This is a genomic window from Erwinia sp. MMLR14_017, from assembly GCF_033657285.1.
In the GTDB taxonomy this organism is placed as follows: Bacteria; Pseudomonadota; Gammaproteobacteria; order Enterobacterales; family Enterobacteriaceae; genus Erwinia.
On sequence record NZ_JAWVWP010000009.1, the window covers coordinates 204,614 to 216,733 of the forward strand.

Here is a 12,120-nt window from a genome sequence, read left to right on the forward strand (position 1 = left end):
TTGAAAAAGTCAGGTCGCCCGGTTTTCCCCGGCGACATCGCCGCCTCCCTGTGAATGAGGATTTTCAGATGCTGAACCTGTCCAGACATCCGACCACTGTATATCAGGCTATTGCCGCCCAGTTGGAAACTGAACTGAGCACTCATTATCGCTGCGGTGAATATCTGCCTTCTGAAAAGCAGCTGGCAGAACGTTATGCCGTTAACCGCCATACGCTGCGCCGTGCGGTAGATGAGCTGGTCAGCAAAGGGCTGGTGCAGCGGCGGCAGGGCGTGGGCATTCTGGTGCTGATGCGGCCTTACAATTATCCGCTGCACTCGCAGGCGCGCTTCAGCCAGAACCTGATGGAGCAGGGCAGTCATCCCACCAGCGAGCGGCTGCTGGCGGTGCTGCGTCCCTGTAATGCCGAAATCGCCGCCGCGCTGGGTTCTGCGGAGGGAGAGACGGTTATCCATCTGCGTACACTTCGCCGCGTCAACGGCGTGCCGGTCTGCGTCATTAATCACTATCTGGCCGATCTGCACTGGTGGCCCACCTTACAGCAGTTCAGCAGCGGATCGCTGCACGACTATATGCAGCAGCATCTCTTGCTGTCGTTATCTCGCAAACAAACCCGAATCACTGCACGCCGCGCTCAGGCCAGGGAGAGCAAGCTGCTGGAAGTTGCGCTGCACTCTCCGCTGCTATGCGTACGCACGCTGAATATCACCGGTGAGCAAAAGGTGGCGGAATACTCCGTCAGCCTGACGCGCGCTGACATGATTGAACTGACGCTGGAGCACTAGATGGACCCCATCAAAGCAAGAAAGCGCTGGCTTTCGGTACTGGCCCACAGCCAGCCAGCTCAGCTGCTGGCCTGCTGGCAGCCGCTGGATCTTCACCCGCACTATGAACGGCTGCGTGCGCCAGAAACTGGCCTGACGCGTCTGCAGGCCAGGATGGGCGGCACCGGTCGCCGCTTTATCCTGGGCGATACTACGGTAACCCGTGCCGTGGTGCGTCTGGACGATGGCATTTGCGGATACAGCTATGTCCTTACCCGCAATAAAGAGCATGCCGAACTGTGCGCCCTGATGGATGCCCTGTTGCAGCAGCGCAGCAGCGCAGAACTGATCCAGCAAAAAATTATTGCGCCGCTGGCCGCCGCCCGCCAGGAGCAACTCACCCTGCGTGCACGTGAAATAGCCAGCAGCCGCGTCGATTTCTTCACCCTTGTCCGGGGAGATAATTAATGACTTTACTTGCCAGCTTTGCCCATCCTGTTGCGGATGCACAGCGCGCTTTTCGCCGCATTCTGAAAGCCATGAGCGAGCCAGGCGTGATGGTTTCGCTGCCGCATCTTCCTGCCTGGGGCAATGCTTCTCCCGCTGCAACCGCGGTGCTGATGACTTTGGTTGACCGTGAAACGCCGCTTTACCTCGACAGCACGCTGAGTAACGAAGCGTTGCTGGCTAACCTGCGTTTTCATACCGGCGCGCCGGTCAGCAAAGAGACCGATGTGCCTTTTGCGCTGCTGCATGCCAAATCTGATACCGCCATTCAGCAGTTCTCGCCGGGCAGCAATCATTCGCCAGAGAAAAGCACCACGGTAATTATTGAAGTCGCCAGCCTTAACGGCGGCCTGACGCTGCGCCTGAGCGGACCAGGGCTGATGGAGTCCCGCGCGATTGCGCCTCAGCTGCCGGAAAGCGTGCTGCACTATCTGCGCGAACGTCCGCACAGCTTTCCTCAGGGGATCGATCTGATCTTCACCTGCGGCGAAAACATGATGGCGCTGCCCCGCACTACCGACGTGAGGGTCTGCTGATGTACGTTGCCGTTAAAGGGGGCGAAAAGGCGATTGCCTCCGCTCATCAGTTACAGGAAAACCTGCGCCGTGGTAGTGGAGATAACGAACTGCAGTGCCAGCAGATCGATCAACAGCTGGGGCTGGCCGTAGACCGGGTGATGACCGAAGGCGGAATTCACGACCGGGAACTGGCTGCGCTGGCCATCAAACAGGCGAGTGGCGATCTGGTCGAGGCCATTTTTCTGCTGCGCGCCTACCGCACCACGCTGCCACGACTGGCAGACAGCCTGCCGTTACAGACGGAAGAGATGCGCCTGGAGCGCCGTATCTCTGCGGTTTATAAAGATTTGCCTGGCGGCCAGGTATTGGGTCCGACTTTTGACTACACCCACCGCCTGCTGGACTTCACGCTGCTGGCCGAAGGCAAGGCACCGCAGGCCCCACGTGCTGAACTGCCGCTGGATGAGCGCTGTCCACACATGTTCGACCTGATGACCCGTGAAGGACTGGCCCGGCGTGAAGAGGACGACGGCAGCGAGCCGCTGGATATTACGCGTGAACCGCCATCTTATCCCTCTCCGCGCTCTGCCCGTTTGCAACAGTTGGTGCGCGGCGATGAAGGCTTCCTGCTGGCATTAAGCTATTCAACCCAGCGCGGTTACGGACGTAACCACCCGTTTGCTGGCGAGATCAGAACCGGTTATCTCACGGTGGAGATCGAGCCGGAAGAGCTGGGCTTTTCACTGGAAATTGGCGAAATCCTGCTGACCGAATGTGAGATGGTCAACGGCTTCACCACGCCAGAGGATAAAGCGCCGCATTTAACGCGGGGCTATGGCCTGGTTTTCGGTCGGGCCGAGCGTAAGGCGATGGCGATGGCGCTGGTGGATCGCTCGCTGCAAACAGATCGGTACGGCGAACGCATCACCAGTCCGGCACAGGATGAAGAATTCGTGCTCTCCCATGCTGACAATGTTGAGGCGGCGGGCTTCGTTTCGCACCTCAAACTTCCTCACTACGTTGATTTCCAGGCGGAGGTTGAGCTGCTTAACCGCCTGCGTGCCGAATACCAGGAGAAGCACCGTGACTGAACTCAGCGGTTATAACCCCGGCTACCTTGATGAACAAAGTAAACGCACCATCCGCAGGGCGATCCTCAAAGCGGTGGCTCTTCCAGGTTATCAGGTGCCGTTTGCCGGACGTGAAATGCCGATGCCTTACGGCTGGGGAACCGGCGGTATCCAGCTGACCGCCAGCGTGATTGGCGAGCATGACGTGCTGAAAGTGATCGATCAGGGTGCGGATGATACCACCAATGCCGTTTCAATCCGGCGGTTCTTCCAGCGCGTAAGCGGTGCGGCCATCACCGAGCGCACGGTCGATGCCACGCTGATCCAGACGCGTCACCGCATACCGGAAACGCCGCTGACTGAGGATCAGATCCTGATTTTCCAGGTGCCGATCCCGGAGCCGCTGCGGTTTATTGAGCCGCGCGAGACCGAAACGCGCACTATGCACGCGCTGGAGGAGTACGGCATCATGCAGGTGAAACTCTATGAGGATATTGCCCGTTACGGCCATATCGCCACCACCTACGCCTACCCGGTGAAGGTCAACGATCGCTACGTGATGGACCCCTCGCCCATCCCGAAATTCGACAATCCCAAAATGAATATGATGCCAGCCCTGCAGCTGTTTGGCGCCGGGCGCGAAAAGCGCATCTATGCCTTACCGCCTTATACCAAAGTTGAAAGCCTGGATTTTGACGATCATCCCTTCACGGTGCAGAAGTGGTCCGAGCCGTGCGCACTTTGCGGCTCCCGCCACAGCTATCTGGATGAGGTGGTGCTGGATGACCAGGGCACCCGGCTGTTTGTCTGCTCCGATACCGATTACTGCCATCAGCAACAAGAGGCGCAACAAGCATGATCAGCGAACAACCGCTGCTGGCGGTTAACCAGCTAACGCATCTCTATGCGCCGGGCAAAGGCTTCAGCGACGTCTCGTTTGAACTCTTTCCGGGCGAGGTGCTGGGCATTGTCGGTGAGTCCGGCTCGGGCAAAACAACTCTGCTGAAGGCCTTGTCTGCCCGTCTGGCGCCGCAGCAAGGCAACATTATTTATCAGGGCCAGGATCTCTACGCGCGGAGTGAAAGCGATCGCCGTCGCCTGTTGCGCACCGAATGGGGCGTGGTGCACCAGTACCCGATGGACGGACTGCGGGCGCAGGTCTCAGCGGGCGGCAATATCGGTGAACGCCTGATGGCCGTTGGCGAGCGGCATTACGGCGACATCCGCGAGAAAGCAGGCCGATGGTTGCAGGATGTGGAGATTCCGCTGTCGCGCATTGATGACCTGCCAGGCACCTTCTCCGGCGGCATGCAGCAGCGCCTGCAGATTGCCCGCAACCTGGTGACCCATCCCCGTCTGGTATTTATGGATGAGCCAACCGGTGGGCTTGATGTGTCAGTTCAGGCGCGCCTGCTCGATCTGCTGCGCAACCTGGTTCGCGACCTGAACCTTGCCGTGGTGATTGTGACCCACGATCTGGGCGTGGCGCGTCTGCTGGCGCACCGTCTGCTGGTGATGAAGGAAGGGCAGGTGGTGGAAAGCGGGCTGACCGACCGGGTGCTGGACGATCCGCACCACCCCTATACCCAACTGCTGGTCTCATCAGTACTCGGCTGAGCATAAAGCCCAACCTAATCAGGAATTTGCCATGAGTCTTCAACTGCGCGTCGAAAATTTGTCTAAAACCTTCGTGCTTCACAACCAGCATGGAGCCGAATTGCCGGTGCTGGAGCACGCCAGCCTGGAAGTCTCTGCCGGTGAGTGCGTGGTATTGCATGGCCATTCGGGCAGCGGGAAATCCACGCTGCTGCGTTCGCTCTATGCCAACTATCTGCCGGACCAGGGGCATATCTGGATTAAACACCAGCAGGAGTGGGTTGATCTGGTGGCTGCGCCTGCCCGACAGATTCTGGCGCTGCGGCGTGACACGCTCGGCTGGGTCAGCCAGTTTTTGCGGGTGATCCCACGAATCTCCACACTTGATGTGGTAGCCCAGCCGCTGCGTGAGCGCGGCGTGGAGCGGCAGGAGAGCGAAGAGCGGGCAAAATCGCTGCTCAGCCGCCTGAACGTGCCTTCCCGCCTGTGGGATCTTGCCCCCTCCACCTTCTCCGGTGGCGAGCAGCAGCGGGTGAATATCGCCCGCGGTTTTATTGCCGACTATCCGGTGCTGCTGCTGGATGAGCCGACTGCGTCGCTGGACAGCGCCAACAGCGCCGCGGTGGTCAGCCTGATTGAACAGGCTCGCGATCGCGGCGCGGCTATTGTTGGCATCTTCCACGATAACGCCGTCCGGGAGCGGATTGCTAACCGTCTTTATGTGATGAACCCCCTTGCGGAGCGCGCCGTATGATCATCAATAACGTCAAACTGATTCTGGAAAATGAAGTGGTCAGCGGCTCGCTGGCTTGTGAAAACGGCATTATTCAGGCCTTCTCCGATACCACCAGCCAGTTGCCGGCGGCCATTGACGGCGAAGGCGGCTGGCTGATGCCGGGGATGGTGGAGCTGCATACCGATAACCTTGATAAGTTCTTTACGCCGCGTCCAAAAGTTGACTGGCCAGCGCACTCCGCCATGAGCAGTCACGATGCGCTGATGGTTGCCAACGGTATCACCACGGTGCTGGATGCCATTGGGGTAGGCGACGTGCGGGATGGTGGCCATCGCCTGGATAATCTGGAAAAGATGATCAATGCCATCCGCTACAGCGAACAGCATGGCCTGAACCGCGCCGAACATCATCTGCATCTGCGCTGCGAGCTGCCCCATGATTCGACGCTGCCGCTGTTCGAGCAGCTGATGCAGACGCCAGAGCTGTCGCTGGTCTCACTGATGGACCATTCGCCGGGGCAACGCCAGTACACCTCGCTGGAAAAGTACCGCGTTTATTTCCAGGGCAAGTACAACCTTAACGATCTGCAAATGGACGAGTTTGAGTCCAGCCAGCTGCGCTTTGCTGAGCGCTGGTCGAAGCCCAACCGTGAGGCGATTTCAGCCTGGTGTCGCCACTATCAGATCCCGCTGGCCAGCCATGACGACGCCACGCTGGCGCATGTTGAAGAATCTAAAACCCTGGGCAGCGTGATTGCTGAATTTCCCACCACGCTGGAGGCGGCAAGCGCTTCCCGTGAACAGGGATTACAGGTGCTGATGGGCGCGCCGAATATTGTGCGCGGCGGTTCGCACTCGGGCAACGTCGCGGCGCATCAGCTCGCCGCGCTGGGGCTGCTGGATATTCTTTCTTCTGATTACTATCCCGCCAGCCTGCTGGATGCGGCGTTCCGTATCGCCAGCGACGAGCACAATGGCTATCAGCTACCCGCCGCTGTAGCACTGGTGACCAGCAATCCTGCCCGCGCAATCGGCCTGACCGATCGCGGCGTGATAGCGGAGGGCAAGCGTGCGGATCTGGTGTTGGTGAATCACCATCAGGGGCAGGTCCACGTGCGCTCAACCTGGGCGAAAGGGCGGGCCGTTTACTGATGGCCAGGCTCATCTGGCTGATGGGCGCATCCGGTTCAGGCAAGGACAGCCTGCTGGATGCGCTGCGTGAAGCCGCACCAGAAGGCGTGCTGGTGGCGCATCGTTATATTACCCGGGCTGCTGATGCCGGAGGCGAAAATCATATTGCCCTCAGCGAGGCGGAGTTTCGTCGGCGGCGCGCAAAAGGGCTGTTCGCGATTGACTGGTTGGCGCATCAACAGGCCTATGCGGTGGGCATCGAAATCGACTTCTGGCTGGCGCAGGATCTTGACGTAGTGGTGAACGGGTCACGGTTACACCTGCCAGCCGTTGAACAGCGTTACGGTTCGCAGTTGCTGCCTGTGTGCCTGCAAGTGTCGCCCGGGGTGCTGGCTCAGCGTCTGCGGCAGCGCGGCAGGGAAGGAGAGGAGCAGATAGCGCAGCGCCTACGCCGTGCCGCAGAAGGCGCACCGGCTTCCTGCACGATGCTGAATAATGACGGCCCGCTGAGCCAGACGCTGAATCAGCTGGTGTCGCTGCTGGCAGAGCAGGCGGAGGGGGAAGCCGGTTCGCCAACGGAAGCGCTCTGCCTCAGGTAGTCAGGCTAAAGGCCATTATAAGCTTATGCAGGCAGATGTCTGAGCAATGAGCATTATGCTGCAGGGAGACCGAACATCATGCAGTTCACTTTTTTAGGCACCGGTGACGTCCGCCAGGTTCCGGTTTTTGGCTGCGATTGCGCAGCCTGTCTGGATGCTCAGCAGCACTCCGCGCGACGGCGCACTCCCACCAGCGCATTAATCCGCCAGGGTGGCGAAACCACGCTACTGGATGCGGGACAGTGCCATCTGGAGGAGCAATTTGCGCCGGGCGAGCTGGACCGCATTTTTCTGACCCATTTTCATATGGACCACGTACAGGGGCTTTTTGCGCTGCGCTGGGGGATGGGAGCCAAAATTCCGGTTTACTGTCCGCCCGATGAAGAGGGATGTGACGATCTCTATCGCCATCCCGGCCTGCTCGCCTTTCAACCTTTCCTGCGACCTTTTGATCCGCTTCCCTGCGGCGATCTGCTGTTTACGCCGCTGCCGCTTATTCATTCGAAAATCACCTTCGGCTATCTGATTGAGCATCAGGGCGTGAGGCTGGCATACCTTACCGATACCGTCGGGCTGCCAGTTGAGACGCTGCACTGGCTTCAGCAGCGAAGAATCGATCATCTGGTTCTCGACTGTAGCTATGCCCCCAGCGTCTTGCCGCCGCGAAACCACAACGACATCTCGCTGGCGCTGGCTTTACATCAACAGCTTGCCCCCAGCCAAACCTGGCTGACTCATATCGGTCATGAGGTGGATAACTGGCTGGCTGAGAATGCACTGCCGCCAGGCGTAGCCGCAGCCAGTGACGGTTTAACGCTGGAAATGTGACGCTGTCACTTACCCCTGCGTCATTTTTTCATCATCCCACTGTCATTAAATCGTCACTGCGCTCGCCGTTAATAGGGCGCACAAGGCGTAACGCCTGACTCACTACGGGAAAGATTATGGCACAGGCACTGTTAAAACCGGCCCCCGCTCCTGAGGTCACAATGCTGCGGTCGGCGCAGAAAAAAGTTCTGGCCGTCAGAGGCCTTGGCAAAGCATATAACGCGCAAAACCGCGTGTTGCAGGAGATTAATTTTGATTTGCACGCCGGGGAGCTGGTGGCGGTGGTCGGACGTTCCGGCGCGGGGAAATCCACGCTGTTGCATGTGCTCAACGGTACCCTTGCTGCAACAGAGGGCGAGATCCTGAATTATCGCGAATCAGGTCAGCAGCAGAACATCGTTGAGCTGAATGCGCGCCAGATGCGCGAATGGCGTAGCGAGTGCGGCATGATTTTCCAGGACTTCTGCCTGGTTCCGCGTCTTGATGTGCTCACCAATGTTCTGCTTGGCCGTCTCAGTCAGACCTCCACCCTGAAATCCTTTTTTAAAATCTTCCCGGATGCCGATCGCGCCAGGGCTATTGGCCTGCTGGAGTGGCTGAATATGCTACCGCAGGCGCTGCAGCGTGCGGAAAACCTCTCAGGGGGACAGATGCAGCGTGTGGCAATCTGCCGTGCGTTGATGCAAAACCCGAAAATTCTGCTGGCCGATGAGCCTGTTGCCTCGCTCGATCCGAAAAATACTCGTCGCATTATGGATGTCCTGCGTCAGGTGAGTGACAACGGCATCAGCGTGATGGTCAACCTTCACTCGGTTGAACTGGTGAAAGAGTACTGTACCCGCGCCATTGGTATTGCCAAAGGGCGCATCGTATTTGACGGAGATCCGTCGCAGTTAACCGAAGAGCTTCTCCATACGCTGTATGGCGAAGAGATGACGCATTTTAACTAAGATCTTTTTGGGATCCGGCAATGAAAAAATTATTATTAACCTCACTTCTGGCCAGCGTAATGGCATCAGGCTTTGCTCAGGCTGCCACGCCAAAGGAACTGAACTTAGGCATTTTGGGGGGACAGAACGCCACGCAGCAGATCGGTGATAATCAGTGCGTAAAGGATTTCTTCGATAAAGAGCTGGGGACGAATACCAGACTACGTAACTCTTCCGATTACTCTGGCGTTATTCAGGGGTTGCTGGGCGGCAAAGTGGATATGGTGCTGAGCATGTCTCCCTCTTCCTACGCCTCTGTCTACCTCAAAGATCCCAAAGCGGTAGAGGTTGTGGGTATTGCGGTAGACGATACGGATAAATCAAAAGGCTACCACTCAGTGGTTATCGTGAAAGCGGACAGCCCCTATAAGAAGCTGTCAGATCTGAAAGGCAAATCTTTCGGGATGGCTGACCCGGACTCAACCTCAGGCTTCCTGATCCCCAACCAGACCTTCAGGAAAGAGTTTGGCGGCAGCGTGGATGATAAGTACAACGGCTTCTTCTCAAGCGTGACCTTCTCCGGCGGCCATGAACAGGACGTGTCAGGCGTACTGAATGGTCAGTTTGAAGGCGCAGTGACCTGGGCTTCCATGATTGGCGATTACAATACCGGTTACACCAGCGGGGCGTTTACCCGCATGATCCGTATGGATCACCCCGATTTGATGAAGCAGATCCGTATTATCTGGGAATCTCCGCTGATCCCTAACGGCCCGATACTGGTGAGCAACAAGCTGGATGCCGATTTCAAACCTAAGCTGGTCGCCGCCATCAAAAAGCTGGATACAGAGAACCACAGCTGCTTTATCAAAGCGATGGGCGGCACACAGCATATCGGCCCCGCTACCGTGGCTGATTACCAGAATATCATTGATATGAAGCGTGAACTGACTAAGGGCGCGCGCTAAGTTGCAGCCCGGGAGCGCCTGACTCACGTCACTGAGCAGGCGCTCTTTTTGTTTCAACTCTTAACCGGTTAACCTATGCAAATCACTGAGTTTGAGCGCTATTATCAGCAAATTCGTGGCAGGCAGAAACGCGATACGCTCCTCTGGTCACTGATCCTTCTGGCTCTTTACCTGGCTTCCGGCAATCTCGCCGAATTCAGCCTCACTACCCTCTGGACGTCGCTTCCTCATTTTTTTGATTACCTTGGCGAAACGCTGCCAGTGCTGCACTGGAATCTGCTGTTTGCTGACGGGCATACCGAAGGCTCGCTGGCTTACTGGGGTTACCGGCTGCATATTCAGCTGCCGTTAATCTGGGAGACGCTCAATCTGGCGCTGGCGGCAACGCTGCTGTCGGTGATGGCTGCCGTGTTCCTTGCGTTTCTTGCCGCTGACAATACTCACTCCCCGGTCTGGCTACGCTACGCCATCCGCACCGCCGTGGCCTTTTTACGCACCATGCCGGAACTGGCCTGGGCGGTGATGTTTGTGATGGCCTTTGGTATCGGCGTGATCCCGGGCTTTCTGGCGCTGGCGCTGCACACTATCGGCAGCCTCACCAAACTGTTCTATGAAGCTATCGAGAGTGCATCGGAAAAGCCGGGGCGAGGCCTGGCCTCCTGTGGGGCTGGCCCCTTACAAAGGATGCGCTTTGCGCTCTGGCCGCAGGTGAAGCCAGTGTTTCTCTCTTACAGCTTTATGCGTCTGGAGGTGAATTTCCGCCAGTCCACCATTCTCGGACTGGTAGGGGCCGGAGGAATTGGTCAGGAGCTGATGACCAATATCAAGCTGGATCGCTACGATCAGGTAAGTATGACGATGTTGTTGATTATCGTGGTGGTGTCGCTTCTGGATACTTTTTCCGGCTATCTGCGCCGCTGGGTTGTGGAGGGGAGAGCAGCATGATCGCCTTAGCCGGTTCTGACTCTTTAAACAGTATGAAAGCGAAGCACAGCGAGCTGTTCTCTTTGCAACGGCGCTATGTGCGCAGGCTTGGCATTGTCGCTGCCGCCGTGCTGCTTTATTACCTTTTCTTTTTTAATATGTTCGGCATTTCCTGGGCGCAGTTAGCCACGGGCTGTTCGCAAATTGGCCGTTATTTTCTGCGGATGTTTGTCTGGCACGATGTGGAAAACTGGCCGTTTGCTTACTATTTCAATCAAATTTTCATCACGCTGGCAATTGTCTTTGCCGGTACCATTACCGCCACGCTGGTGGCGTTACCGCTGTCGTTTCTGGCCGCACGTAACGTGATGTCATCCAAAATGCTGCGTCCCGTGGCGCTGGTGATACGCCGTCTGCTTGATATTCTTCGCGGTATCGATATGGCGATTTGGGGGCTGATTTTCGTGCGTGCCGTAGGCATGGGGCCGCTGGCTGGTGTGCTGGCAATTGTGATGCAGGATGTAGGTCTGCTGGGCAAGCTCTATGCGGAAGGGCACGAGGCGGTAGAGCGCTCGCCAGGCAGGGGGCTGAATGCAGTGGGAGCGAATTCATTGCAAAAACATCGTTACGCCATTTTTACCCAGTCCTTCCCGGCATTTCTGGCATTGAGTCTCTATCAGATTGAGTCCAACACCCGATCGGCTGCGGTATTGGGTTTTGTCGGTGCGGGCGGTGTCGGTCTGGTCTATGCCGAGAATATGCGCTTGTGGAATTGGGATGTGGTGATGTTTATTACCCTGATTCTGGTAATGGTTGTGATGGCGATGGATATCGTCTCCGCAAAATTACGCAAACGCTATATTACCGGCAAGGCGATCCCGCTGTTTGGTCAGGAATAGGGTGCAGATAAAACCGGAGTCGGTGGAGTGGCGGCACCCGTTAAATTTAGTGTTGCTGGTAGATTTTGGCGTTCAAACAGGTCAAAACCGGGTTCGGTGTAAAGGCGTCACCATAGAGCACGTTAGCCGAGACGCCGTAGTGCGTAATGTTAACTTTGATATGTTGCGCGGCATCAGCGCAAACCTTGATGCCGCATCCCTGCGGCATACACTCGGCTAACGTACTCCGTGGTGCCACCCATTGAATTCGGGGTTGCTGGGGAGTCTGGTGTTCACACAGGTCAAAACCGGATCGGTGCAAAGGTGTCACCATGAAGCACGTTATCCGGGACGTCGTAGTGCGAAATGTTAACTTTGATATGTTGCGGGGCATTAGCGCAAACCTGGCTGCCGCATCCCTGCGGCAGACACTCGGCTAATGCACTCCGGGGTGCCACCCAACGAATTCGGTGTTGTTGGTGAGTTTGGCGTTCACACAGGTCAAAACCAGATTTGATGCTGGCTTTGGCTTTGGCTTTGGCTTTGGCTTTGGCTTTGGAAGTTGGTTTTGGTTTTCTGTAACAGGCAACACCAATGCTGTGGGGAAGGGAGAGGGGGCTGATAAGCAAAAGCTAAGCGGCATGGACGCCGCTTCGCAGCCCCCAGGGAGGGG

At 57.3% G+C, this 12,120-nt stretch carries 16 protein-coding genes; 15 read left to right on the top strand and 1 reads right to left on the bottom strand.

Annotation, left to right across the window (positions count from 1 at the left end):
* The first annotated feature begins 68 nt into the window (after positions 1-68).
* The 14 genes from phnF to phnE (SD961_RS15940) all read left to right on the top strand — a co-directional run bounded on the left by phnF (position 69) and on the right by phnE (SD961_RS15940) (position 11,468).
* The gene (phnF, locus tag SD961_RS15875; RefSeq protein WP_318791308.1) at positions 69-785 is read left to right on the top strand and encodes a phosphonate metabolism transcriptional regulator PhnF; all 717 of its coding nucleotides are present in this window, start codon (positions 69-71) and stop codon (positions 783-785) included.
* Positions 786-1,232: a phosphonate C-P lyase system protein PhnG gene (gene phnG / locus SD961_RS15880; RefSeq protein WP_318791309.1), complete on the top strand. Its 447-nt coding sequence runs from the start codon at positions 786-788 to the stop codon at positions 1,230-1,232.
* The gene (phnH, locus tag SD961_RS15885; protein WP_318791310.1) at positions 1,232-1,807 is read left to right on the top strand and encodes a phosphonate C-P lyase system protein PhnH; all 576 of its coding nucleotides are present in this window, start codon (positions 1,232-1,234) and stop codon (positions 1,805-1,807) included. The genes phnG and phnH overlap by 1 nt, the downstream gene beginning before the upstream one ends.
* The gene (locus SD961_RS15890; protein ID WP_318791311.1) at positions 1,807-2,880 is read left to right on the top strand and encodes a carbon-phosphorus lyase complex subunit PhnI; all 1,074 of its coding nucleotides are present in this window, start codon (positions 1,807-1,809) and stop codon (positions 2,878-2,880) included. The genes phnH and SD961_RS15890 overlap by 1 nt, the downstream gene beginning before the upstream one ends.
* A complete protein-coding gene (locus SD961_RS15895) occupies positions 2,873-3,718 on the top strand; it encodes an alpha-D-ribose 1-methylphosphonate 5-phosphate C-P-lyase PhnJ (protein WP_318791312.1) in 846 nt (281 codons plus the stop codon). Before SD961_RS15890 ends, SD961_RS15895 begins: the two co-directional genes overlap by 8 nt.
* Entirely contained in the window at positions 3,715-4,476 is a 762-nt protein-coding gene (gene phnK / locus SD961_RS15900; RefSeq protein WP_318791313.1) for a phosphonate C-P lyase system protein PhnK, read from the top strand. Before SD961_RS15895 ends, phnK begins: the two co-directional genes overlap by 4 nt.
* A gap of 31 nt (positions 4,477-4,507) precedes the next feature.
* Complete coding sequence (gene phnL, locus SD961_RS15905; RefSeq protein ID WP_318791314.1) at positions 4,508-5,209, top strand: phosphonate C-P lyase system protein PhnL; 702 nt, start codon at positions 4,508-4,510, stop codon at positions 5,207-5,209.
* Complete coding sequence (gene phnM / locus SD961_RS15910) at positions 5,206-6,342, top strand: alpha-D-ribose 1-methylphosphonate 5-triphosphate diphosphatase (protein WP_318791315.1); 1,137 nt, start codon at positions 5,206-5,208, stop codon at positions 6,340-6,342. The genes phnL and phnM overlap by 4 nt, the downstream gene beginning before the upstream one ends.
* The gene (gene phnN / locus SD961_RS15915; protein WP_318791316.1) at positions 6,342-6,920 is read left to right on the top strand and encodes a ribose 1,5-bisphosphokinase; all 579 of its coding nucleotides are present in this window, start codon (positions 6,342-6,344) and stop codon (positions 6,918-6,920) included. Before phnM ends, phnN begins: the two co-directional genes overlap by 1 nt.
* A gap of 78 nt (positions 6,921-6,998) precedes the next feature.
* On the top strand, positions 6,999-7,748 hold the full coding sequence (gene phnP / locus SD961_RS15920) for a phosphonate metabolism protein PhnP (protein ID WP_318791317.1): 750 nt from the start codon (positions 6,999-7,001) through the stop codon (positions 7,746-7,748).
* 116 nt (positions 7,749-7,864) lie between these two features.
* The gene (gene phnC / locus SD961_RS15925; RefSeq protein WP_318791318.1) at positions 7,865-8,698 is read left to right on the top strand and encodes a phosphonate ABC transporter ATP-binding protein; all 834 of its coding nucleotides are present in this window, start codon (positions 7,865-7,867) and stop codon (positions 8,696-8,698) included.
* 20 nt (positions 8,699-8,718) lie between these two features.
* Positions 8,719-9,645 carry a phosphonate ABC transporter substrate-binding protein gene (gene phnD / locus SD961_RS15930; protein WP_318791319.1) on the top strand — a complete coding sequence of 309 codons (927 nt, stop codon included), beginning with the start codon at positions 8,719-8,721 and terminating at the stop codon, positions 9,643-9,645.
* 75 nt (positions 9,646-9,720) lie between these two features.
* Positions 9,721-10,590, top strand: coding sequence for a phosphonate ABC transporter, permease protein PhnE (gene phnE / locus SD961_RS15935; RefSeq protein ID WP_318791320.1), 870 nt, complete (start codon positions 9,721-9,723; stop codon positions 10,588-10,590).
* Positions 10,587-11,468, top strand: coding sequence for a phosphonate ABC transporter, permease protein PhnE (gene phnE, locus SD961_RS15940; protein WP_318791321.1), 882 nt, complete (start codon positions 10,587-10,589; stop codon positions 11,466-11,468). Before phnE (SD961_RS15935) ends, phnE (SD961_RS15940) begins: the two co-directional genes overlap by 4 nt.
* Before the next feature lie 46 nt (positions 11,469-11,514).
* Here phnE (SD961_RS15940) and SD961_RS15945 read toward each other — a convergent pair whose 3' ends face one another.
* Entirely contained in the window at positions 11,515-11,781 is a 267-nt protein-coding gene (locus tag SD961_RS15945) for a hypothetical protein (RefSeq protein ID WP_318791322.1), read from the bottom strand.
* 136 nt (positions 11,782-11,917) lie between these two features.
* Between SD961_RS15945 and SD961_RS15950 the strand changes: the two genes are divergently transcribed.
* On the top strand, positions 11,918-12,120 hold a 203-nt coding region (locus tag SD961_RS15950; protein WP_318791323.1), incomplete at its 3' end, for a hypothetical protein.

What these genes read in the sequence shown, in the direction of transcription:
- phnL (WP_318791314.1), top strand. Translation starts at nt 4,508, where the DNA reads ATGAGTCTTCAACTGCGCGTCGAAAATTTGTCTAAAACCTTCGTGCTT.
- phnN (WP_318791316.1), top strand. Translation starts at nt 6,342, where the DNA reads ATGGCCAGGCTCATCTGGCTGATGGGCGCATCCGGTTCAGGCAAGGAC.
- SD961_RS15890 (WP_318791311.1), top strand. Translation starts at nt 1,807, where the DNA reads ATGTACGTTGCCGTTAAAGGGGGCGAAAAGGCGATTGCCTCCGCTCAT.
- phnH (WP_318791310.1), top strand. Translation starts at nt 1,232, where the DNA reads ATGACTTTACTTGCCAGCTTTGCCCATCCTGTTGCGGATGCACAGCGC.
- phnE (WP_318791320.1), top strand. Translation starts at nt 9,721, where the DNA reads ATGCAAATCACTGAGTTTGAGCGCTATTATCAGCAAATTCGTGGCAGG.
- phnC (WP_318791318.1), top strand. Translation starts at nt 7,865, where the DNA reads ATGGCACAGGCACTGTTAAAACCGGCCCCCGCTCCTGAGGTCACAATG.
- phnK (WP_318791313.1), top strand. Translation starts at nt 3,715, where the DNA reads ATGATCAGCGAACAACCGCTGCTGGCGGTTAACCAGCTAACGCATCTC.
- phnG (WP_318791309.1), top strand. Translation starts at nt 786, where the DNA reads ATGGACCCCATCAAAGCAAGAAAGCGCTGGCTTTCGGTACTGGCCCAC.
- phnD (WP_318791319.1), top strand. Translation starts at nt 8,719, where the DNA reads ATGAAAAAATTATTATTAACCTCACTTCTGGCCAGCGTAATGGCATCA.
- phnE (WP_318791321.1), top strand. Translation starts at nt 10,587, where the DNA reads ATGATCGCCTTAGCCGGTTCTGACTCTTTAAACAGTATGAAAGCGAAG.
- SD961_RS15945 (WP_318791322.1), bottom strand. Translation starts at nt 11,781, where the DNA reads ATGGTGACACCTTTGCACCGATCCGGTTTTGACCTGTGTGAACACCAG.
- phnM (WP_318791315.1), top strand. Translation starts at nt 5,206, where the DNA reads ATGATCATCAATAACGTCAAACTGATTCTGGAAAATGAAGTGGTCAGC.
- phnF (WP_318791308.1), top strand. Translation starts at nt 69, where the DNA reads ATGCTGAACCTGTCCAGACATCCGACCACTGTATATCAGGCTATTGCC.
- phnP (WP_318791317.1), top strand. Translation starts at nt 6,999, where the DNA reads ATGCAGTTCACTTTTTTAGGCACCGGTGACGTCCGCCAGGTTCCGGTT.